Genomic DNA, 20,428 nt, shown 5'->3' with positions numbered 1-20,428 from the left:
ACGTCGGGTGGGATGAAGCGAACGGACCGTTTACCTCGTCTATCGAGGCGAACAGGCCGTTCGCTCCACACCAGCCAGCGGGGATGCACGACTGCGCGGAACGAGTTCTCAAACAGGCTCCATAGCGCACCAAACCACTCACGAGACCTGCCAGGCGGAACTCCCCGGCGGGCTTCGAATTAGGCCGGTCGGGGGCAAGGGGTGGCTTTCCGCGACGTGGGTCCGACAGGATGGGGATCCGCCGCCGACGGACTGAAGGGAGTCGTTGTGCGGCGTCGTTCTTTTCTTCGGGCAGCCGTGATCGGTGGCGGTGTTGCCGCCTTCTCCGGCGGGTTGTGGACCGGGGCCGCCGTGGGCGGGCCGATTCGCCGAGTTGCCGAGAGTCCTTATGGGCCACTGCTTCCCGCCGATGACAACGGGATCGAACTGCCCGAGGGCTTCACCAGCCGCATCATCGCGCGGTCTGGTGACAGCGTCGAAGGCACCTCTTACACCTGGCACGACGCGCCCGATGGCGGCGCTTGTTTCGTCGACGGCGACGGCTGGATCTACGTGTCCAACTCCGAGATCGAGCCGGGCGGCGGCGTCGGCGCGGTGCGGTTCGACTCCGGCGGGAACGTCACCGACGCCTACCGGATCCTCGACGACACGCGGCGCAACTGCGCCGGCGGGGCGAGTCCGTGGAACACCTGGCTCTCCTGCGAGGAGGTCGGGTACGGGTACGTGTTCGAGACCGACCCGTGGGGCGCGAAGGAAGCAGTTCGGCGGGACGCGATGGGCAAGTTCAACCACGAGGCCGCGGCCTGCGACCCGGTGCGCAAGGTCATCTACCTGACCGAAGACGAACCCGACGGCTGCTTCTACCGGTTCCGGCCCGACAACTGGGGCGACCTCGGCGCCGGCGGGCTGCTTGAGGTGCTGGTCGCCGGGCCGGAGACCTCGGGCAAGGCCACCTGGGCGGAGGTTCCGACGCCGACGCCGAACGACGGCGACACACCGACCCGTGAGCAGGTGGCCGACGCGAAGCACTTCGACGGCGGCGAAGGCTGCTACTACGCCTCCGACAAGTGCTGGTTCACCGCCAAGGGCGAGAACCAGGTCTGGCAGTTCAACGCCGCCGACGACACCTTCGAACTCGCCTACGACGGCGGCGGCGAACTCGGCGGCGTGGACAACGTGACCGGCACTTCGTTCGGCGATCTCTACGTGGCCGAGGACGGCGACAACATGGAGATCTGCATCATCACGCCGGACGACGTGGTGGCGCCGGTGGTCCGGGTGAACGGCCAGGACGAATCCGAGCTGTGCGGTCCGGCGTTCAACCCGGCAGGTGACCGGCTGTACTTCTCCTCGCAGCGCGGCACCTCCGGCTCCTCCTCCGGCGGCATCACCTACGAGATCACCGGCCCGTTCCGCCACTAGGTGCCCGTGAGTGGTTTGGGGTGCTATGGCACCCCAAACCACTCACGGACCCGGGCCTGCGCCGGTGAGCCATAGGGTCGCGGATTTGCCCCCGAACAGCGGTAGTTGGTGCCCGATCGGTTCCGACACGATGGGGGTCCGCCGCCGACGGGTCGTTGAAGGGAGTCGTTGTGCGGCGTCGTTCTTTTCTCCGTGCTGCCGTGATCGGTGGCGGTGTTGCGGCCTTCACCGGCGGGCTGTGGACCGGGGCCGCCGTGGGCGGGCCTGTCCGGCGGATCGCCGAAAGTCCTTACGGGCCATTGCTTCCGGCCGATGACAACGGGCTCGAACTGCCCGAGGGCTTCACGAGCCGCATCATTGCGCACTCCAGCGACAAGGTGGCGGGCACTTCCTACACCTGGCACGACGCGCCCGATGGCGGCGCCTGCTTCGTCGACGGCGACGGCTGGATCTACGTGTCAAACTCCGAAGTCGAGCCGGGCGGCGGTGTCGGCGCGATCAAGTTCGACGCAGGCGGCAACATCGTGGACTCCTACCGCATCTTGGAGGACACGCGACGCAACTGCTCGGGCGGCGCAACTCCTTGGAACACCTGGCTTTCCTGCGAAGAAGTCAGCTACGGGTACGTGTTCGAGACCGACCCGTGGGGCGCCAAGGAGGCGGTGCGGCGGGACGCGATGGGCAGCTTCAACCACGAGGCCGCGGCCTGCGACCCGGTGCGGAAAGTCATCTACCTGACCGAGGACGAGCCGGACGGGTGCTTCTACCGGTTCCGGCCGAACAATTGGGGCGACCTGGGCGCGGGCGGGCTGCTGGAAGTGCTTGTCGCCGGGGACGAAACGTCGGGCAAGGCCTCCTGGGTCGAGGTCCCGGAGCCGACGCCTTCCGAAGGTGACACCCCGACGCGCGAACAGGTCTCCGAGGCGAAGCACTTCGACGGCGGCGAGGGCTGCTACTACGCCTCCGACAGGTGCTGGTTCACCACCACGGGCGACAGCCGGGTGTGGCAGTTCAACGTCGCCGACGATACCTTCGGTCTCGCCTACGACGGCGACGGCAGCCTGGGCGCCGTCGACAACCTCACCGGCAGCTCCTTCGGCGACCTCTACGTCGCCGAAGACGGCGACAACCTGGAGATCTGCATCATCACCCCGGACGACGTGGTGGCCCCGATGCTGCGGATGACCGGCCAGGATTCCTCCAGCCTGACCGGACCGGCGTTCAACCCGGCCGGCGACCGGATGTACTTCTCCTCGCAGTACGGCCCGTCCGGCGAGTTCTCCGACGGCTACACCTACGAGATCAGCGGCCCGTTCCGGCACTAGATGGTTGATTCCTTGGTCTTCAGTGCTCGCAGGCGATCAGGGAGCGTTCGGCCGGGGCGGTTCCGGCCCAGTTGTGCCAGATGGTGGCAGCGAGGGCCAGCAGCCGTTGTGCGGTTCGGGCCGTGATTTCTCGAGAGATTGCGGTCACCCACGCGGCGGTGGGAACTGGGATTGGTGGCTCTCCTGGGGCACGCCCGCCGCCTCGGCCTGGCGCGCTTCTGCGCCCTGCGCCATCTGCCTGTCGACGGCCAGGAGCGGCACGATCTCCACATCACCCGCGTGCTCAAGCTTCTCCGCGCTACGCGGCGTCGGCACGGTGATCTCTTCGTTGTAGCCGGCGAGCTGGGTGGGCAGTGTGAGCGGCTTGCTCTTGCCCCTGGTCAGGATGCGCAGTTCCAGCGCGTACTGGGCCTTGCCGAGCCTGTCGAGCCACCACTTGCCCAGCCGGGAACGGTCTTCGATCCGCTCCAGTCCCCCGAGCACGGCCACGTAGACTCGGACGACGATCTGCCACAGCGGCGAGTGCGGAACCTTGAGCAAGTTGGCCACGTCCTTGCCGATCAGCCTGCGCAGCAGCGCGGGGACGACACCGTCGAAGACCTTCCCCGGCAGCACCCCGGAGTAGAGGTCGATCAGGTGCCCGGTGAGTTCCGCGCCTTCTTCCGACGGTCCCGCACTGCGCGCCAGCGCGGTGGCGAACAACTGGCGCGCCTCGCTCGCGGTCGACGGCATCGCGGCGGCCGGGATGCCGAGGAAGGTGCCCGCGACACGCCAGGTGTGCATGTAATCCTCGGCCTCCTGCGCGGTAACCCTGATCCGGAGCCGCTCCAGGAAGTCCAGCACCTGCACGGACAGCGCCAGCCACACGATCAGCAGGTGCTCCTGGGAAGCGGGAACACCGTGCCGGTCCTCGTCCCAGCTCCCGGTGGCGCGGAGGTGGTGTCGGACGGACGCGTGGATGAGCCGGACCTTTACCGCGCTGACCACGAACCGGCTGTTCGGGCCGAACGGGTCCGGCTGCATCAGGTCGAAGACGAACTGGGCGGTGTTCGCCATCCGGCGCTCGGGGTAGCGCAGGCGATGGGTGAGGCTCATCATCTTCGCGCCGAGCGGGACCGCGTAGGCCATCGCCATCGAGCCGAGCGCCAGGACGGTGCCGATGTGGATGCCGTCATCCTCGAAGAACTCGTGCACCCGGGTCAGCCGCTCCTGGTCGGCCCACTCCGGAGCCACCCTGGCTTCCTGGAGGAAGTCGTGCAGGCCGCGCGGCAGTCCAACCGGGATGTCCTGGTCGTAGGAGTGCCACTGGCTCAGGACGCGGTTGACCTCCTCCAGTTGCCCCTTCTCGACCAGTTCCGAGACCACCTGCTCCGCTTTGGGATCACCGATCCGTGCCAGCTCGTCCAGCGTCGTCCCACTGATTTCCATGACAGTCCTCCGCCCTGCCGTCAACGCGACTTGCCCGCCCGACGGCAACCGCGGGCGGGCGTTCCAGTCAGGAGGATCCGAGAACATGAGGAAGCTCGCAGGCCCGCTCACCGGGCCACGCGTCCAAACCACCCTGCGGGGTGGACTTGGGCACTGATCGCCTACGACCACTAACACCGACTTCACGGAATCACTCATCTAGGTACCCGTGCGTACTTTGTGCTGCTATAGCGACAGAAAGTACGCACGGGGTCTGGCCAGGCGAAACCTGATCCCAGCCGGACGTCGATGGGCAACTGGGGGTGCTCGTCGACGTCCCACCAGAGCCGGTGGCGGCCGACGTACTCCGCCACCGGCTCTGGTGGCCACCGGATCTCCTCCTCCGGCGGAGGATCGGCCGCGGTTCCAATTGAAACTGCGGCGATGCGGGCGGTGCGTTCGGCTTCCAGGGCCTCGCTGAGCTGCCACACCATCACCGCGCCCGGTCCGGCACCGGCGTGTTGGCCGGTGCCGCCGCGTATCGGTATCACCGCGAGAACTCCTGCCACGACGGCGAATGCTCCGAGTGCCGCGACGTATCCGAGCGGGTTCTGGATCAGATTCAGGAGAATCACGACGCGTCCTCCTCGCGGGCTTGCGCATCGCGGCGGGATCTCGCTTCGTCCCAACAGGATTCGCAGGTGGGTGCGAGCCATTCGACCTCGGTGGGCTCGCCGACTGTCAAGGTCATCCCGCACAGGGTTTCCCGCCATTGACCGGGCTGCGGCGGCTGGTCCGGGTACAGGGCGTGCCGGATGCCGCCGAAGGGCCGCCAGTAGGCGACCAAGCCCCGCCGCTGAAACAGCTCGAACACGTTGCCTCCCAACCTTGCCGGAGAGACGGTGGCCCCGGCCCGGGGGTCGGGGAGGGGGTCGAGACCGGAGCCACCGCCAAACAGTAACAGTCCGTATTGCTATCGTTACCGCCTGTCTCGACCGTATGGCACGTCTTGTTAATTACATAGCTGCATCAACCAAATGAGTTTGATCTCGTGCGTAGGGATCGCACGGAAGGAGCAACATGGCACCGGTCTCCCCAACCGTTGCGGCGTGGTCGCTCGGCCTGCGAGTGCGCGACAAGCGAGAAGAGGCCGGGCTCAGCGGCGCTGCCGCCGCGAAGAAGGTCGGCATCGCAGCGGCGTATCTCTCGGATGTCGAACGCGGGAAGAAGAACCTCTCGGCTGACCGGCTGGAGATCTTGCTCGACGCCTACGAGTTCCCCGAAGACGAAGCCGTAGAGATCCGCAATCTGCGCGAACAAGCGACGCGCCGCGGCTGGTGGAACAAGTACACCGCGATCTTCAACACCGACATGCTCCGGTTCTTCGGCTTCGAGCACGGAGCCGAGAGCCTGCACACCTACGACAGCGACTTGATCAACGGCTTGCTTCAGACAGAAGCCTATGCACGCGCTATCACCGAGGCCGGTAGCCCGAACGTTCGGCTCGCAGAAGTCGATCGACGCGTCAATGCAAGGCTCGCCCGCCAACAGCGCCTTACCGGCGATTCGCCGCTCCAGTTCGTCTCAATCATGAGCGAAGCCGCGCTGTACCAACAGATCGGCGGGCCACAGGTTCTTGCGGAACAGCTAAAGCACCTTGAGAAATCGATCGAGGCCCTGTGGGAGACACTCATCCTGCAGGTCGTCCCGTTCGAAGCCACCGGACACCACGCGATGGGCGGATCGAGCTTCTACTTGATGACGTTTCCAAGCGGCCAACTGCCAACGCTCTTGTGGCAAGAAACCGTAACGTCAACCCAGCTGATCTTCGATCCGATCACGGTCCGGGAGTACAGCCTGGCGCACACCGAGGCCACGAAGTGCGCCCTCAGCAGGGAAGACACCTTGAAGCGAATTCGCGATGCCTACAAACGCTTGTGACAGCACCGTAAGGTGACTGCATGCAGCACGATCGGTCATCTGTCTTAGCACGGGTCGACTGGCGCAAGTCCAGCCGAAGCGCGAACAACTCGTCATGCGTCGAGGTGGCAGTCACGCCGGGAATGGTCGGGGTCCGCGACACCAAGGACCGCGCCGGCGGCACCCTCACCTTCAGCCGCGCCCAGTGGGCCGGTTTCCTCACGGCGCTGCGGCAAAGTGCCTGATCAGGTGTCGTGAGTGTTGACTCCGGTAAGAACCGGACTCAACACTCACGAACGTGCCGACCCCGGCTTACCGGAGGAAGCTCGTGATCGCCGTCGCCCACTCCGCTGGGCTCTCCGCCGCTATCGCGTGGCCGCAGGGCAGCTCGACTCCTTGGGATCCGGTGATTCCTGTCAGGAGTTCGCGGGCGTTCGCCGCTGAGATCAGCTTGTCCTCGGCCGCCGAGATGACCAGTGTCGGGGCGGTGATCTCTGCGAGGTCCGCGCGGACGTCGACTCGTTCCAGCAGGTCCAGGTGGTCGTCCATGCCCGGCGGCAGGTTCTCGGCGATCTCCGCCACCAGCTCCTCGACCTCGCCATCGGAGCGCTCGTCCAGCCAGCTCCGGCCGAACACCATCATCGCCAGGTAGGACGCCAACGTCCGCTGGTCGGCCGATCTTCCCAGCTCGCGCCAGATCCGCACCGCGAGCCGCAGCTGCGGGTTCGGGTACGCGAAACCTGCAGAGAGCACGAGTGCGCGCACGCGGTCCGGGTACCGGGTGGCGATGCGCACGGCCACCGGCGATCCCGTGGAGAAGCCGAGCACCGCGAAGCTGCTCAGGCCAGCGCGGTCCGCGCCGCGCACCAGTGCATCTGCCAGGCCGTCAGCGGTCAGCGGAGTTCGTGCGCGCGGTGTGTTTCCCGAACCCGGGAAGTCCGGCGCGACCACCGTGTGCTCCTCGGCGAGCGGTTCGATCAGCGGGCCGAAGCTGTCCCGGATGTCGCTGCCCGCTCCGTGTGCGAGCAGCAGCCCGGGGCCTTGACCTCGGACGAAGTGGTCCAGCTCGGTGTTCGATGCGTCAACCATGCCCCGAACATAGGATTTCCCATCGATGTGAAGGTTCTGCGAATGTGGTGGGGATTACGTGCGGATCGGCGAACTCGCCCGGCTGACCGGTGTGAAACCGAGGCTGCTGCGCTACTACGAGGAGCGCGGGCTGCTGCACGCCGCGCGCGGCGCGAACGGCTACCGCGAGTACCCGCCCGACGCCACAGAACGGGTCGCGCAGATCCGCACGCTGCTGTCGACCGGCATGTCGACGGAGGTGATCCGCGAACTGCTGCCGCACGCCTGCGGCGCGGAGCCCGAGTTCGCGCCCGATCCGGCGCTGCTCACCACGCTCGCCGACGAGCTGGAATGCGTCGACGCCAAGCTCGCCTGCCTCAACCGGACCCGCGAGGTCATCGCCGGATACCTCGACACGGCCCGCGCACGCCAACAGGGGTCGTGAGTGCGAGATCCGGTAAGAACCGGCTTTGGCACTCACGACGCTCACACAGGCTTGCGCCACAGCAGGGAATGACGCCAGAAGAGGCGGCGGCGCACCTGCGAACCGGGGATGATTTCCCTTGCCGCGTCGCGTATTTCGGACAGCATGATGGTCGCGTCTTGAACCGGCATGCCGTCGTCGTGCGGTTTGCCCGCTCGGCCGCGTGCGGCCAGGTACGCGCCGACCGCCGCATTCGCGGGGAAGCTGACCGTTCGCGTCGCGAAGTCGGCCGCGGACTCCGACCGGTAGAGACCGATGACGGCGAGCACTCCGCCGGGACGGACCAGCGAGGCGAGCCGGGTCAGGGCGGGGCGCAGCTGCATGTGGTGCAGGCTCGACAGGGCCGTCACCGCGTCGTAGCCCTCGGGATGCAGGTCCAGGTCGGGATCCAGCACGTCACCGCGCAGCCATCGCACGTTCGTCGCGGATGTTCTGGCCGAGGCTTGATCGATCATCTCGGCCGAAAAGTCGACGGCGTCAACGAAATCCGCGCGATCGACGAGCTTTCGAACCAACGCGCCGGTCCCGCATCCGACGTCGAGCACCCGCGAACACCGCTGCGGCACCTGCCGCAACAACCATGGGTGGTAGTGCGCGTTGTGGTCCCACAACAACGCCTGAGGCAACTGAAGCAACCCGAAACCTCCTGATCGTGGTGCTACCCGAGGCGCTCGCTCAAGCGTGCGCGCAGCGGCGTGAAGTCGTCGTCCGGGAACAGCGGCGGAAAAGTCCGCAGCATCAACCGCATGTCCTCCGCGACGTGCTCGAACTCGCTGTCCCGCAAGGAGACGTCGGTGAACAGGTACTGCCAGCCATAGGTGCCCCTGGTCAGCAGCAGCGCATCGAGGTAGCCGCGGTAGTCGACGTCCAGCCGATAGGTACCCCGGGTGACGTCGAAGAACCAGACTTCAGGGTTGGTGACACCGTCCTGGACGCGCAACGACACGAGCTTCCCATCGCCGCCCCGGTGGGGTTCGTCGAACACCCGGAACTCGGAGAAGAGCCGGCGCTCGGCATCGGGCGTGCCGGCATGCGCTAGCCGAGGTGGCGTGTTGCCGAAGGCGTCCAGCAGGTAGATGAGGCTGAACTCGCCCGACAGCTCCACGTCCGGCTCGTCGATGGACCAGTGGCAGGCGAGCTCCTCGAACCGGGTGACCGCAGGCTCCAGCGAGGCATCCAGAAGCACCTCGTACCAGTCCGCGACGTCCGCGAGCACTCCCGCCGCGTCAACCCGCTCCGGATCGAGGTCGCCCTCAGCGCAGAATTCGACCTCCATCAGCGAGCAGTCGCGGATCTGCTCGATCAGCTTCGACAGACGCCGTTCGAGATCCAGCAACTCCGCCACCGGCACCTTTCCAACCCAGTTGATCCCCACGAGGTGAGGGACGCCCTCGACAAAGTTACCCGGCCGAGGACGCCCCTCACGCGGACGGAAATCGCTCAGCTCGGGCGGGCCGCCGGGGTCGCGTTCGTTGCGCCGGGTGGTGGTGGTTCCGTTGGCCAGACCGCTTCGCACGTCGTGTTCTGGGCCGGGGTTTCCAGCGTTGTCAGGTAGTTCTCGATGTGCTGGTTCACGCAGGGGCTGTGGTAGTACTGGCCGTGGCCGATGCCGTCGTAGTTCAGCAGGACCGAGTTGTCGATCTGGTCCGCCACCGTCAGGTTCCACGCGTTCGGGGTCGCCACGTCGTAGCGGGCCTTGACCACCAGGATCGGCGGCGCACCGTTGATCGACAGCTCATGCTGCGGGTTGCTGACCTCCGCCGGCCACCCCAGGCAAGACGTCACATCGCTCCAGAACGGCGAGATCTTCGTGTGCGGCGCGACCTTCTCCGCCTGCGCCCGATAGCTCTCCAGCTCCGCGAAGTCGCGGACCTTCCAGCTCCAGTCGTCACACCAGATCGCCTGGTACGAGTTCTGCGCCAGCTCCTCCGGCGCGGCCTGCGCGGCGATGCCCGGCTTGCCCCCGGACAGCGCCTTCAGCCTGTCGACCAGCGGATACCACCGCTCCTCCGGCGCGTACATCGCGGCCTTGAGCTCGCGGCGCAGGGAATCCGCGTTGAGCGGCTTGCCGGTCGCCGGGTCGATCAGCTCGCCGGCCTCAGCCTTGGCGTGCAGGTCGTCCCACACCGCGCGGACGTCCTGGCCGTGCAACGAGCAGTTCTCCGTGCGCGCGCACCAGTCGGCAAAGTCGTTGAACGCGCCTTCCTGGTCCTCGGTGGTCGTCTCGATGTAGCGGCCGCCCGACTCCATGCTGTGGTCCATGTTCGAGTCGATCGTCATCGCCCGGACCCGCTCCGGGAACAGCTCCGCGTACTGCTGCCCCACCTGCGTGCCGTACGACGCACCGTAGAAGCTCAACTGCTCCTCGCCGAGCGCCACGCGGATCGCATCCAGATCGCGAACCACGCTGACGGTGTCGACGAAGTCGAACACCGGGCCCGAGTTCTTGCGGCAGTCCTCGCCCAACTTCCCGTTGTAGGCGAGCAGATCCTGATAATCCTGCTCGCTCGCGGGGAAGCTGGTCGGCTTCTGGGCGAGCAGCTCGGCGCTGCAACGGATCTCGCTGCTGCGCTTCACGCCGCGCTGGTCCCAGCTGACGATGTCGAACCGCTTGCGCAGCTCGCCGTCCTGCAGCGGGTCCTTGCCCTCGACGTAGAAGTCGATCCCGGAGGCGCCCGGCCCGCCCGGAGCGACGAACAGCACGCCGATCCGGTTCTGCGGTTCGGTGGCGGGCAGCCGCCCGATCGCGATGTTCGTCTTCTCGCCCTCGGGGTTGTTCCAATCGATCGGCACCTCGACGGAGGTGCACTCCCCCTGCAGGTCGCCGCATGGTTCCCAGGCGAGAGCGGCAGGTTCGGCCAGCGCGGTGTTCACGCCCGGCGCGAGGGACAGCACGAGCGCGACCGATGCTGCGCCGAGTAACGGACGGTTTAGCACTAGTTCTCCTCGGTGGACCGGTAGGTCAAGGCCGAGGCTAACCACGGATGATCATGCGACTGCTCGCATTCGGCGCAATCCGCCCGGCGCCGGCTGAAAAGGCTCGTGAGTGGTGATACCGGTAAGAACCGGAATCACCACTCACGAGGTCAGGCCGCGTGCACCGGACGGGTGGCCGGGCCGCCCGCGGACGTTGCCGCCGGCGGCGGCGGTTCCGTCGGGTAGACGGCCTCGCAGTGCGTGCCCGGGGCCGGGGTTTCCAGCGTCGTCAGGTACTTCTCGACGTGGCCCACGACGCAGGCGTTGCGGTAGTACTGGCCGTGGCCGATGCCGTCGTGCTCCAGCAGGATCGAGTTGTCGATCTGGTCCGCCACCGCGAGGTTCCAGGCCGTCGGCGTCGCCACGTCGTACTTGCCCTTGACGATCAGGATCGGCGGGGCGCCGTTGATCGACAGCTCGTGCTGCGGGTTGCTGACCTCGCCGGGCCAGCCCAGGCACGCCGTCACGTCGCTCCAGAACGGCGAGATCTTCGTGTGCGGCGCGACCTTCTCCGCCTGCGCCCGATAGCTCTGCAGCTCCGCGAAGTCGCGGACCTTCCAGCTCCAGTCATCGCACCAGATCGCCTGGTAGGAGTTCTCCGCCAGCTCCTCCGGGGCCGCCATCGCGGTGACCGCCGGGTTGCCTTCGGACAGTGCCTTCAGGCGGTCCGCAAGCCCGTACCACCGCTCCTCCGGCCGGTACATCGCGCGCATCAGCTCGCTGCGCAGCGAGCCCGCGCTGAGCGCCGCGCCAGTCGCCGGGTCCGTGAGGGTTCCGGCTTCGGCCTTGGCGTGCACGCCGTCCCACACCGAACGCACGTCGTTGCCGTTCAGCGAGCAGTTCGCGGTCCGCTCGCACCAGTCGGCGAAGGTGTTGAACGAGCCTTCCAGGTCTTCGCTGGCCGTTTCGATGTAGCGGCCGCCGGAGGTGTTGCTGTGGTCCATGTTCGAGTCGATCGTCATCGCCCGGACCCGGTTCGGGAACAGCTCCGCGTACTGCTGGCCCACCTGAGTTCCGTACGACGCACCGTAGAAGCTCAGCTGCTCCTCGCCGAGCGCCGTGCGAATGGCGTCCATGTCGCGGACAGCGCTGATGGTGTCGACGAAGTCGAACACCGGGCCGGTGTTCTTCCGGCAGTCTTCACCCAGCTTCGCGTTGTAGGCCAGCAGGTCCTGGTATTCCTGCTCGTTCGCCGGGAAGTTGCCGGGCGCCTGCGCGAGCAGGTCGCTGCTGCACCGGACCTCGTTGCTGCGCTTCACGCCGCGCTGGTCCCAGCTGACGATGTCGAACCGCTTGCGCAGCTCGCCGTCCTGCAGCTTGTCCGCGCCTTCGATGTAGGTGTCGATGCCGGAGACGCCCGGGCCACCGGGCGCCACGAACAGCACGCCGATCCGGTTCTGCGGCTCGGTCGCGGCCAAGCGGCCGATGGCGATGTTCGTCTTCGCGCCGTCCGGGTTGTTCCAGTCGATCGGCACCTCCACCGTGGTGCATTCCCCTTGCCGGTCACCACATGGTTCCCAGGTGAGACCGGCCGGCTCCGCCAACGCGGTTTGCGCGCCGGCGAGGGACGAGAGCGCGAGCGCGGCCGAGGCCGAGGCCGCGACGAGTAACGGACGTTTGAGCACAGGTTCTCCTCGTATGACCCGTTGAGCGATCTTGAGCCTAGACGTCGGCGATCACTCGAACGGACGCAATCGGAGCAAAAGGAGGATTCCTGCGCGGTTTTCGGCCGGCTAGTCCGCGACGTAGAGGTCGGGGTTGTCGGACAGCGCGGCGACCATCGCTGCACGCGAACCGACGTCGAGTTTGGTGAAAATCCGTCGCATGTGGGCGGAAACCGTGTACAGGCTGATCTCCAGCACCGCCGCTATCGAACGGTTGGTGTAGCCGAGCCCGACCATCCGCGCGATCTCCCGCTCCCGCGGGCTGAGCACCTCGTCGACCTTCGGCGCGACCGGCATCAGCAGGCACCGCATGCCGAGTTCCGTCATGTCGAGCAGGGGTTTTCGGGCCACTCGGTGCGATCCGGTGAGCTCGCCGACCCGCCGCACCAGAGCGTGCACCAGGTGCTGCACCAACTCGTCCGAGCCGAGGTCCTTGGCACCGAATTTCTCCTGGTCCCGCCACGGCGGTTCCGGCTCGGGAAGTCCTCGTCGGGCGCGCGGAACGGATGTGGCGATCGAGTCATTCGGCATGTACCGGCCTCCCCAGTCCCGGGTGCGGGTCGGCGGTTCACGCCATCCCGCCAACGGCCCGCTCCCCCATCGCGAGCCGGTCACGGCCTTCGCCGCAGCGCATACCAGCAAAACCAACATCGTCTGTTCGCGCATCGTCGATTCGTGTGACACCCGGATCGTCTAAGGCGGACAGCGGGCACTTGAACGTGCGACTACCACCCGGATGCCGGTTGCCCTGGACTGTTCGCACGCGCTCACCGACGGCCGGCTTCCCGATAAGCCGCCGGACGCGGTGCAGGACAGGAGGATCCGCCATGAGTCGCTACCGAGCCGTCGACGGCGAGCTGGAGGACGAGCTGGCCCGCGAACTGGAGGACGAATTCGAGGACGAGCTCGAAGGACTCGCCCACGAACTGGAAGACGAGGACGAGGACTTCTACGAGTTCGAGGACGAGTACGAAGACGAAGACGAGTACGAACTCGAAGACGAGCTGGAGGACGAGTTCGACGCCGAGTTCGAGGACGAGCTCGAAGCCCTGATCCAAGAGCTGGAGGACGAGCTCGAAGACGAAGACGAGTACGAAGACGAAGACGAGCTTGAAGAGGAGTTCGAGGCCCTCGTCCGCGAACTGGAGGACGAGTTCGAGTTCGAGGCGGAGTACGAGGACGAGGGCTTCTCCAACCCGGCGCGCCGCGTCTACCCCGACGCCGAGCTGATGGCCAACCTCGCGTTCCAGGCCGAGCAGGCGGAGACCGAGGACGAGGTGGAGGGCTTCCTCGCCCCGCTGATCGGGCTGGCCGCGCGCGGACTGCCCAAACTGGCACCGGTGATCCGCAAGGCGGCGCCGAAACTGCGGCGTGGCATCGGCAAGATCGGCAAGAGGCTCTGGAAGGGCAAGGGCCGGCGCAAGATCCGCAAGATGCCATTGCTGGTCAAGAAGGCCGCACAGCGGCTCAAGCGCAAGTCCCGGGCCCAGGGAACCCTCAAGAAGAAGTACACCGGGACACGCCGCCGCACGAAGAACACCAACGTCAACCGCCGCAGGAAGAGCGCCAACGTCACTCGCCGCGCCAACGCCCAGAGCAGGCGCCGCCGAGCCCAGAACAAGCGAACCAAGCCGCGCCGAACGCCCGGACGTCCCAAGCGGTACACCGGGAAGCGCAGGCAGCAGGGCCCGCTCTCGCTGGTGCCAGGTGCGGTGTCCAGCGCGCTCCTCGGCGGACTCGGCAGCTTGGCGGCCAGAGGAATCGGCGACTTCGCGAGCAGCTTCTTCGAATATCCCGAAGACGAGCCCAGGACGGGTGCGGCCCGGCGGAACGGCTACCGGCCCGGGAGCGATCGGCGGCGGGCGCAGCTGAGCGCGGCCGCACGCCGCGATCTGCAGGGCGGCAGAGTCAATGGGCGCCGCGGCTGAGCTGCGGCTGGTCGCGTCCCGCTCGCGGCCGGCGCCGCAGCAGACATCCGCGTCGAACCGGGAACTCCGCAACTGGGTGCGCACCCAGGCGACGAACGTGGAGCGGCATCTCGCCGCGCTGCGCCCGTTCGGCTGGGAGGAGTTCGGCGATCCGGCGACCGGGCCGAGCCGCGCCCACCTGGTCGCGGTCAACGACACCATGAACACGCTGCGCAAATCGCTCAGCTCGGCGACCCGGGACGCCCGCCGCGCCGCGGAGGCCGCGTTCGCGCACCCGAGCCCGCAGCGGCTGCAGGACGTGCTGCGCACGAAGACGCGGGCGCAGCGCTGGGTGAAGGAGACCGAACGGATCTGGGACTTCTACCTGGAGCTGTTCAACCAGCGGCAGAGCCGGTTCGCGCCGTGGCTGGTGGCGGCCGACCGCATCGCCCTGGACTGCTACCAGTACGCCTACCTGGGGATCGGGCGCTGGCGCTCGATCCCGACACCACCGCCGTTCTGCTACCTGGAACCCAGCCACGGCCCGGCGACGTCACGGCGCGGCATCCCGCTGCGGCGGATCAGCAACCGGGTCAACCCGTTTCCGCTGATCCAGCTGCCGTTCCACCGGCTGGTCAACCCGTGGACGCTCGGCGCGGTGCTGCACGAGGTCAGCCACAACCTGCAGAACGACCTCGGGCTGGCGCGGGCGATCCCGTTGCAGGTCGCGGCGCGGCTCACCGAGGCCGGAGTGCCGAAGCCGGTGGTGTCGATCTGGGTGCGGTGGAACCGGGAGACCTTCGCCGACATGTCCGGCCTGCTGCTCGGCGGCCCGGAGATCGTCGGATCGCTGTTCGACGTGATCGGCCGGACACCGGCGAAGTCGATGCGGTTCGGCCGCCACGCCGTGCACCCGGTGCCCTACCTGCGAGGAAAGCTGTCCATCGAACTGCTGCGGCGGATGGGATTCCCGCGCCGCGCCGAGGAGTACGAGCGCGCCTGGCACGCCCTGTACCCGCGGCCGAAGCTCATCGACGCGCCTCCGGCGCTGCTGGCGACCGCGAACCGGGCGATCCCGGCGGTGGTGGACGCGATGTGCTTCACGTCGTTCCCGTCGCTGGGCAACCGGAGCCTGGCGAAGGTGGAACGGTTCGAGGTCAAGGAACAGCGGATGATCGAGGAAGCCGCCGGGCGGCTGGCCGACGGCGTGTCGCCCGGCGTGGTGCCGGAACGGTTCCTGATCGGCGCCGTCCGGCACGCACTCGAACAGCGGATGGCACCGCCGAAGCGGCTGGTCCGGTTCTTCATGGAAGAACTGGGGAGGCGAGCGCGATGACCTTGCGCGACGAATTCCCGGTGCTGGCGCGGGAACTCCGGCAACTCGCGGCCGCGTGGCGGGCGCTGGAGGTCAGCGTGATCGAAGACCGCCCCAGCGGCGAGAGCCCCGCCGTGTCGGACCGGCTCGCCGAGGTCGTCACCGACGGCAACGCCGAGCTGCAACCGGCGCTGGTCGCGGTTCGCGGCCGGCCGGACGGCGAAGTCCTGCACATCACGGCGTTGGCGCTGCGGCAGACGCAGCGGCGGCTCGACGACGAGTTCCGGTGCCACCACGCGGCCGCCGAGCTCATGCGCGCCGTGCGCGGGCGGGGCCCGCAGTGGCTCGGTTGGGCGCACAGCATCCGGTCCGGTGTGGACGGATGCGTGGATTCGTTGCGCAGCACGGAAGACACCATGTTGCGGTGCTGGCGCGAGGCAGCCGAACTCGCGGTGCGGTTCGGCATCGAGGGGAACTGCGAGGGCAGGCGATGACCATCAACGACGACCGCGTCAACGAAGACCGGGGCGCCGCGCTGCCGCCCGCCCAGGACATCGACAGCGCGTATCCGCTGGTCACCCGGCACGATCCACCGTGTTGCGAGCGTCCGGGCGACATCGCGAGCAAGGCGATCAGCGACGTGCTCGGGTGGAAGTGGCGCGGCGGCGACACCAAGGGCTTCGCCGCTGCGCTGACCGGGAGCTTCGAGCTCAAGCGCGTCGAGGGGCACACCGAGGCGACCTGGACGCCGCGCGGCTACGCCATCCAGGCCGACCTGGGCGCGGTCACCGGCGGGCAGGCATCGCTGGCCGCGCGGGCGCGCAGCGCGATCAAGGACGCGACCGCGCTGCTCGACTCGCTGAAGCCGCTGCGGCCAGGCTCGGATCGGGAGAACGGCGAGGGCTTCCGCAGCCTGGTGCGCCACGAGCTGGAGGAGATCCGCAAGGAGCTGGAGAGCCCGCTGCTGCGGGTGCCGCGCGTGGACCAGCTCTTCTTGCTGCTGCTCGGGAATCCGGCGTCCGCAGTGGACCCGGACCTGGTGCGCGGGCACCTCGGGGAGCTGCGCGACGAGTTCGGGCTGATCGGCGGGTTGGTCAACACCATCGAAGAGGAGCGGATCCAGACCTCGTTCATCACGCTGGTCGACTGGGTGCTGTCGCTGTACCGCGGCTGGCTGGACGCCCGCGGCCGGATCGACCCGTTCGCCCAGCCGGAAACCGGGCAGGCGCCGTTCTTCGGCCCGGCCGTCGTGGCGCTGTCGCAGCTGCTGTCGGCCGCCGCGGTGCAGACCGAGGAGCTGGTCGCGGCGCTGAGCTCGGTGAGCATCCACCGCGGCGACCGCGAGGTGCTGCGCATCCCCGATCCGGACGGCGGCTCGATGTCGCTCGGCGGATTGTTGCGCTGGACGTACGAGTTCACCTGCTTCGAGGGCCGCAAGCTGATCGAGGTCGCGGGCAAGGACGGCGTGGACAGCGCGTTCCTGCAGGTCGCGGAGCGGTTGGAGCGGATCGTCGGCAACCTGCCGCGGCGCGGCGACGACGGCACGCAGGACGTGCCGGGCAACTACCGGGCGACGCTGCCGCCGGGATTCTTCAGCTCCCGAGTCCAGCGCGCGGTCGACGAGCTGCACGACCACCTGCAGGAGATCGTGCGCGTCGCTCGTCCGATCCGGCACGGCGCGAAGCCGGCCGACCCGCCGGGGCCACCGGCTCCGCCGCCCGATTCCGGGCCCAAGCCGCCGGATCCACCCGGGCCGGCACCCGAGCCGCCGCCCGGGCCGTTCCCGCCGGCGCCCACGCCGGAAGCCTCGGCTGGAACGCCGGTGACGGCTGCCCCGGTCGAGGAATCGCCCGACCTCGCAGCCAAGCGGCGCAGCCCGCGCAAGCGTCCCGAGCCCAAGCCCGCCCCGCGGCCAGAATAGCGGCCCGCCCGCGCCCCGCACGGAGGAATGATGGCCACCGAAAAGCAATACCGGGAACTGTTCGACCGGGTCGCCGCGCTGCGCAGACAGGTCGCCGGCAACCTGTCGAACGAGCTGGGCAGCGATCCACAGGTCGGCGAGGCGATCCTGAAGCAGATCGACGACATGCTCTTCGCCGTCGAGGTCGAGGCGAAGAACGAGCCACGCCCGCCCGACGGCGGCCTCGCGCAGCTGGTCGGCCTCGGCGGCGAGTCGGCCGGAGACCTCGGCGCGACCCGCATGCCGCACGGCGTCGAGGCCTACGACGAGACCATCGCGTCCGAACGCATCCTCGCCGTCGCCGACCTGTACTACCTGTACCAGCACGAGCGGATCGGCGTTCCGCGCGTCGTGCAGAAGCTGCGAGAGCTGTTCGAGCGCGGCGCGATCCGGCTCTCCGACGGGGAAGGCGCATTCGGGCTGTACCGGTTCGACCGGCGCGACGTGCTCCGCTACACCAAGCGCGACCGCATCAGCGCCTACCGGCGGGTGCTCGGCTACGGCCGCGGGCTGGGCTCGGCGAACTCCCGGCCGAACACCGACTTCCACCGGTTGTTCACGCAGTTCAACAACCAGGTCGCGCTGTACTGGCGGGACAAGCGGATTTCCGACGTCATCCGGGAACGGGCCCACGACATGGCCTTCGGCAGCATGGCCGTGGTGCGGCGCAGCGGGCTCGACCTGCGCAACAACCTGAAGTTCACGTCCTACGGCCACCTGAACGTGCTGCGGGTCGAGGTCATGCAGCTGATGGACGAGTGCTTCCGCATCCTCAACGCCGAGGACGTCAAGGACCTCTTCGGCGCGGCCAACGCCTGGGACGTGGTGGACGAGGTGCTGATGCACTACTTCGACGAGAAGCTGGTCACCTCGCCGCGGCAGCGGATGGCGGTGACCGGGCGCAACGTGCTGCGCTGGCTGGCGGCGCCGCACATCCTGGAGACGACCCGCTCGGAGTTCGAGGCGCTGCTGCTGGAGGTGGCGGAGCCGGCGGAGGAGTGGATCACCTCGGCGCAGTCCCTCCGCTTGGCGGACCGCACGGGCTCCAAGCAACTGCTCCCGTGGGACCGCCAACAACCGGCGGGAGTCGCGGCGCCGTCCCGAGGTGAGCGCCCGGTGTCGCCGCCCCGGGAACGCCAACCGGCCCTGGCCCGCCGAGCCCGCCTCAACGGCCACCGCAGGTGAGCACACCCGGACCGGAATCGCCGTATCGACTCCCCCTGCGCCACCTCCCCTCGGCAAAGTTCCGGCAAAGTCAGTGGAGCCCAGTTTCTCGTGAAATTGACGGCCACCCGGGTGAACGTCAATTTCACGAGAAATTGGCGCTACCTGCGCAAACGGAGCGGCGTGATCACGGAGCGCAACGATCGTCGTCACCCTGACCTGGCGCAATTTCTCGTGAAATTGCGCCAGCCCGCGGAGTTCCGGCACCCGGCGCCTGCTGTGATCCACCCCACCGCGGGTTGACCTTCCAACCGGTGTGAAGTCATAGCGTCGTTTCCAAGCCAGGACGGGGCAGCCGACGAAACCGCCGCCACGTCCACCCGATCCCGCGATCCTTGGAGCGACTCATGACCTCGTTCGTCGTGCACCGCAACGGCCAGGCGGCCAACGTCGAGGAGTTGACACCGCTCGCCTTCGCGGGCTTCGCCCACATGACCGCCATGCAGATCCGCGAGGGCAAGGTGCGGGGCCTCGACCTGCACCTGGAGCGGTTGCGGACGGCATCGCTGACGATGCTCGGCCAGGCGCTGCCCGACGATCAGGTGCGGTCCTACCTGCAAGCAGCCGTGGACGGTGCGCCGGCCGACCTCTCGTTGCTCACCACCGTGTACTCGCCGGCGGGCGAGTTCACCGTCGCCGGTCCCGACGCGACGCCCGAGGTCCTGGTTCGCACCTCCCCGGCCACCGACGGCCCCGCGGGCCCGCTGACGTTGGCGACGGTCGAGCACGAACGGGAACTCCCGGAGGTGAAGCACGTGGGCGAGGTGGCCAAGACCTACTACCTCCGGCAAGCCGTTGAACAGGGCTTCGACGACGCGGCCTTCGTCGACCGCCAGGGCCGGCTCAGCGAGGCGTCGATCTGGAACCTGGCCTTCTGGGACGGCGACGCGGTGGTGTGGCCCGAGGCGAAGATGCTGGGCGGGACCACGATGGGCATCGTCCGCAGGCAGCTGGAACGCCTCGGCGTCCCCCAGCGCACCGCGGAGATCAGGCCCGCCGACCTGCCGGAGCTGGCCGGGGCCGTGGTCATGAACTCCTGGACGCCGGGTGTCGCGGTGCACCGGATCGACTCCATGTCCTTGCCCGAAGCACCGGCGTTCCTCGAACTGCTGCACCGGGCCTACCAGGCCGAGCCTCTCGTCTCGCTGTGAGCTGCCGAACGCCGGCCAGGCCCTCCCGGCTCAGGATTGCGCCAGATACCCGGCGAGGTTGCTGCGGCTGCGCTGCAGGTCGGCGATCCGCTCCTCGGCGATCGCCAACTCCCGGTCCATGATGGCCCGCACGTCCACGCACCAATCGAACTCCGGCAGTTCGCCGTGGACGCACGGCAGCACCGCACGGATCACCTCGGTGGACAATCCCGCATCCAGCAGCGCACGAATCTGCCGCACGACGACCACCGAGTCCTCGTCGTATTCGCGGTAGCCGTTCGAACCACGCCTGGCCACGAGCAGCCCCTGCGCCTCGTAGTACCGCAGCAACCGCGCATTGACGCCGCTGACCCGCGACAGCTCCCCGATCAGCATGTGCTCCACCTCGTTCGGGCTCGACCTACTGGCCCCAGTAAATCCGAGGCACCGACATCCGGACAAAAGGTGCTGCACGAGCCGGTGCGAAGCAACTTCTCCCGTGGGACCACCGAGCCCGCCTGTCCCTCGTTCCGCCGACCCAGGACCCGGGAGTTCCCGCTGCTCACGGGGCCGTGAGTGGTTTGTGGTGGGGTAAAGAGGCCCAAGAAAAAAGGGGCCCGGACAGC

At 68.0% G+C, this 20,428-nt stretch carries 22 protein-coding genes and 1 pseudogene; 12 read left to right on the top strand and 11 right to left on the bottom strand.

Translation table 11 applies throughout. From position 1 onward, the window contains the following. Nucleotides 1–267: 267 nt before the first annotated feature. Together AB0I53_RS36905 and AB0I53_RS36900 are read left to right on the top strand one after the other, a co-directional pair. The gene (locus tag AB0I53_RS36905; RefSeq protein ID WP_358613483.1) at nucleotides 268–1,422 is read left to right on the top strand and encodes an alkaline phosphatase PhoX; all 1,155 of its coding nucleotides are present in this window, start codon (nucleotides 268–270) and stop codon (nucleotides 1,420–1,422) included. 170 nt (nucleotides 1,423–1,592) lie between these two features. Next, on the top strand, nucleotides 1,593–2,747 hold the full coding sequence (locus AB0I53_RS36900; protein WP_358613481.1) for an alkaline phosphatase PhoX: 1,155 nt from the start codon (nucleotides 1,593–1,595) through the stop codon (nucleotides 2,745–2,747). Nucleotides 2,748–2,766: 19 nt separating this feature from the next. On the opposite strand, the pseudogene AB0I53_RS36895 reads toward AB0I53_RS36900, so the two are convergent. From AB0I53_RS36895 to AB0I53_RS36880, 4 genes and pseudogenes are all read right to left on the bottom strand, one after another. Then, nucleotides 2,767–2,874 (bottom strand): annotated as a pseudogene (locus AB0I53_RS36895) (IS982 family transposase); the annotation flags it as partial. Between the two features lie 17 nt (nucleotides 2,875–2,891). Continuing rightward, a complete protein-coding gene (locus AB0I53_RS36890; protein ID WP_358613479.1) occupies nucleotides 2,892–4,175 on the bottom strand; it encodes an oxygenase MpaB family protein in 1,284 nt (427 codons plus the stop codon). A gap of 194 nt (nucleotides 4,176–4,369) precedes the next feature. Further along, on the bottom strand, nucleotides 4,370–4,789 hold the full coding sequence (locus AB0I53_RS36885) for a hypothetical protein (RefSeq protein WP_358613477.1): 420 nt from the start codon (nucleotides 4,787–4,789) through the stop codon (nucleotides 4,370–4,372). After that, nucleotides 4,786–5,028 (bottom strand): zinc finger protein, encoded by a 243-nt coding sequence (locus AB0I53_RS36880; protein ID WP_358613475.1) that lies wholly within the window; start codon nucleotides 5,026–5,028, stop codon nucleotides 4,786–4,788. The genes AB0I53_RS36885 and AB0I53_RS36880 overlap by 4 nt, the downstream gene beginning before the upstream one ends. A gap of 206 nt (nucleotides 5,029–5,234) precedes the next feature. Between AB0I53_RS36880 and AB0I53_RS36875 the strand changes: the two genes are divergently transcribed. Together AB0I53_RS36875 and AB0I53_RS36870 are read left to right on the top strand one after the other, a co-directional pair. Further along, complete coding sequence (locus tag AB0I53_RS36875) at nucleotides 5,235–6,095, top strand: helix-turn-helix transcriptional regulator (protein WP_358613473.1); 861 nt, start codon at nucleotides 5,235–5,237, stop codon at nucleotides 6,093–6,095. A gap of 20 nt (nucleotides 6,096–6,115) precedes the next feature. After that, the gene (locus tag AB0I53_RS36870; protein WP_358613471.1) at nucleotides 6,116–6,319 is read left to right on the top strand and encodes a DUF397 domain-containing protein; all 204 of its coding nucleotides are present in this window, start codon (nucleotides 6,116–6,118) and stop codon (nucleotides 6,317–6,319) included. A gap of 67 nt (nucleotides 6,320–6,386) precedes the next feature. Here the strand turns inward: AB0I53_RS36870 and AB0I53_RS36865 are convergent, their stop codons facing one another. After that, on the bottom strand, nucleotides 6,387–7,163 hold the full coding sequence (locus tag AB0I53_RS36865) for an alpha/beta hydrolase (RefSeq protein WP_358613469.1): 777 nt from the start codon (nucleotides 7,161–7,163) through the stop codon (nucleotides 6,387–6,389). A gap of 58 nt (nucleotides 7,164–7,221) precedes the next feature. On the opposite strand from AB0I53_RS36865, the gene AB0I53_RS36860 reads away from it, so the two are divergent. Continuing rightward, the gene (locus tag AB0I53_RS36860; RefSeq protein ID WP_358613467.1) at nucleotides 7,222–7,587 is read left to right on the top strand and encodes a MerR family transcriptional regulator; all 366 of its coding nucleotides are present in this window, start codon (nucleotides 7,222–7,224) and stop codon (nucleotides 7,585–7,587) included. 41 nt (nucleotides 7,588–7,628) lie between these two features. Here the strand turns inward: AB0I53_RS36860 and AB0I53_RS36855 are convergent, their stop codons facing one another. From AB0I53_RS36855 to AB0I53_RS36835, 5 genes are all read right to left on the bottom strand, one after another. Beyond that, nucleotides 7,629–8,261, bottom strand: a complete 633-nt coding sequence (locus tag AB0I53_RS36855) for a class I SAM-dependent methyltransferase (RefSeq protein ID WP_358613466.1) — start codon at nucleotides 8,259–8,261, stop codon at nucleotides 7,629–7,631. A gap of 23 nt (nucleotides 8,262–8,284) precedes the next feature. Continuing rightward, nucleotides 8,285–8,971: a hypothetical protein gene (locus tag AB0I53_RS36850; RefSeq protein WP_358613464.1), complete on the bottom strand. Its 687-nt coding sequence runs from the start codon at nucleotides 8,969–8,971 to the stop codon at nucleotides 8,285–8,287. Between the two features lie 95 nt (nucleotides 8,972–9,066). Next, on the bottom strand, nucleotides 9,067–10,563 hold the full coding sequence (locus AB0I53_RS36845; RefSeq protein ID WP_358613462.1) for an alpha/beta hydrolase: 1,497 nt from the start codon (nucleotides 10,561–10,563) through the stop codon (nucleotides 9,067–9,069). 149 nt (nucleotides 10,564–10,712) lie between these two features. Beyond that, complete coding sequence (locus AB0I53_RS36840) at nucleotides 10,713–12,227, bottom strand: alpha/beta hydrolase (protein ID WP_358613460.1); 1,515 nt, start codon at nucleotides 12,225–12,227, stop codon at nucleotides 10,713–10,715. A gap of 108 nt (nucleotides 12,228–12,335) precedes the next feature. Beyond that, nucleotides 12,336–12,797 carry a helix-turn-helix transcriptional regulator gene (locus AB0I53_RS36835; protein WP_358613458.1) on the bottom strand — a complete coding sequence of 154 codons (462 nt, stop codon included), beginning with the start codon at nucleotides 12,795–12,797 and terminating at the stop codon, nucleotides 12,336–12,338. A 296-nt stretch (nucleotides 12,798–13,093) separates the two neighbouring features. Here AB0I53_RS36835 and AB0I53_RS36830 point away from each other — a divergent pair, with 296 nt between their 5' ends. The 7 genes from AB0I53_RS36830 to AB0I53_RS36800 all read left to right on the top strand — a co-directional run bounded on the left by AB0I53_RS36830 (nucleotide 13,094) and on the right by AB0I53_RS36800 (nucleotide 19,823). Continuing rightward, entirely contained in the window at nucleotides 13,094–14,194 is a 1,101-nt protein-coding gene (locus AB0I53_RS36830) for a hypothetical protein (RefSeq protein WP_358613456.1), read from the top strand. Continuing rightward, nucleotides 14,178–15,509 carry a hypothetical protein gene (locus tag AB0I53_RS36825; RefSeq protein ID WP_358613454.1) on the top strand — a complete coding sequence of 444 codons (1,332 nt, stop codon included), beginning with the start codon at nucleotides 14,178–14,180 and terminating at the stop codon, nucleotides 15,507–15,509. The genes AB0I53_RS36830 and AB0I53_RS36825 overlap by 17 nt, the downstream gene beginning before the upstream one ends. Beyond that, nucleotides 15,506–15,982 carry a hypothetical protein gene (locus AB0I53_RS36820; RefSeq protein WP_358613452.1) on the top strand — a complete coding sequence of 159 codons (477 nt, stop codon included), beginning with the start codon at nucleotides 15,506–15,508 and terminating at the stop codon, nucleotides 15,980–15,982. The genes AB0I53_RS36825 and AB0I53_RS36820 overlap by 4 nt, the downstream gene beginning before the upstream one ends. Next, the gene (locus AB0I53_RS36815) at nucleotides 15,979–17,409 is read left to right on the top strand and encodes a hypothetical protein (RefSeq protein ID WP_358613450.1); all 1,431 of its coding nucleotides are present in this window, start codon (nucleotides 15,979–15,981) and stop codon (nucleotides 17,407–17,409) included. Before AB0I53_RS36820 ends, AB0I53_RS36815 begins: the two co-directional genes overlap by 4 nt. A gap of 30 nt (nucleotides 17,410–17,439) precedes the next feature. Beyond that, a complete protein-coding gene (locus AB0I53_RS36810; RefSeq protein WP_358613448.1) occupies nucleotides 17,440–18,633 on the top strand; it encodes a hypothetical protein in 1,194 nt (397 codons plus the stop codon). A 90-nt stretch (nucleotides 18,634–18,723) separates the two neighbouring features. Next, nucleotides 18,724–18,915, top strand: coding sequence for a hypothetical protein (locus AB0I53_RS36805; protein WP_358613446.1), 192 nt, complete (start codon nucleotides 18,724–18,726; stop codon nucleotides 18,913–18,915). Between the two features lie 104 nt (nucleotides 18,916–19,019). Next, on the top strand, nucleotides 19,020–19,823 hold the full coding sequence (locus AB0I53_RS36800; RefSeq protein ID WP_358613444.1) for an aminotransferase class IV family protein: 804 nt from the start codon (nucleotides 19,020–19,022) through the stop codon (nucleotides 19,821–19,823). Between the two features lie 30 nt (nucleotides 19,824–19,853). Here the strand turns inward: AB0I53_RS36800 and AB0I53_RS36795 are convergent, their stop codons facing one another. Next, nucleotides 19,854–20,198: a MerR family transcriptional regulator gene (locus tag AB0I53_RS36795; protein ID WP_358613442.1), complete on the bottom strand. Its 345-nt coding sequence runs from the start codon at nucleotides 20,196–20,198 to the stop codon at nucleotides 19,854–19,856. Between the last annotated feature and the right edge of the window lie 230 nt (nucleotides 20,199–20,428).

This window comes from Saccharopolyspora sp. NPDC050389 (genome assembly GCF_040655595.1).
Taxonomy (GTDB): domain Bacteria; phylum Actinomycetota; class Actinomycetes; order Mycobacteriales; family Pseudonocardiaceae; genus Saccharopolyspora.
This window is presented reverse-complemented; position numbering and strand designations above follow the sequence as displayed.

What these genes read in the sequence shown, in the direction of transcription:
- AB0I53_RS36875 (WP_358613473.1), top strand. Translation starts at nt 5,235, where the DNA reads ATGGCACCGGTCTCCCCAACCGTTGCGGCGTGGTCGCTCGGCCTGCGA.
- AB0I53_RS36825 (WP_358613454.1), top strand. Translation starts at nt 14,178, where the DNA reads ATGGGCGCCGCGGCTGAGCTGCGGCTGGTCGCGTCCCGCTCGCGGCCG.
- AB0I53_RS36820 (WP_358613452.1), top strand. Translation starts at nt 15,506, where the DNA reads ATGACCTTGCGCGACGAATTCCCGGTGCTGGCGCGGGAACTCCGGCAA.
- AB0I53_RS36865 (WP_358613469.1), bottom strand. Translation starts at nt 7,163, where the DNA reads ATGGTTGACGCATCGAACACCGAGCTGGACCACTTCGTCCGAGGTCAA.
- AB0I53_RS36815 (WP_358613450.1), top strand. Translation starts at nt 15,979, where the DNA reads ATGACCATCAACGACGACCGCGTCAACGAAGACCGGGGCGCCGCGCTG.
- AB0I53_RS36835 (WP_358613458.1), bottom strand. Translation starts at nt 12,797, where the DNA reads ATGCCGAATGACTCGATCGCCACATCCGTTCCGCGCGCCCGACGAGGA.
- AB0I53_RS36800 (WP_358613444.1), top strand. Translation starts at nt 19,020, where the DNA reads ATGACCTCGTTCGTCGTGCACCGCAACGGCCAGGCGGCCAACGTCGAG.
- AB0I53_RS36890 (WP_358613479.1), bottom strand. Translation starts at nt 4,175, where the DNA reads ATGGAAATCAGTGGGACGACGCTGGACGAGCTGGCACGGATCGGTGAT.
- AB0I53_RS36870 (WP_358613471.1), top strand. Translation starts at nt 6,116, where the DNA reads ATGCAGCACGATCGGTCATCTGTCTTAGCACGGGTCGACTGGCGCAAG.
- AB0I53_RS36795 (WP_358613442.1), bottom strand. Translation starts at nt 20,198, where the DNA reads ATGCTGATCGGGGAGCTGTCGCGGGTCAGCGGCGTCAATGCGCGGTTG.
- AB0I53_RS36810 (WP_358613448.1), top strand. Translation starts at nt 17,440, where the DNA reads ATGGCCACCGAAAAGCAATACCGGGAACTGTTCGACCGGGTCGCCGCG.
- AB0I53_RS36830 (WP_358613456.1), top strand. Translation starts at nt 13,094, where the DNA reads ATGAGTCGCTACCGAGCCGTCGACGGCGAGCTGGAGGACGAGCTGGCC.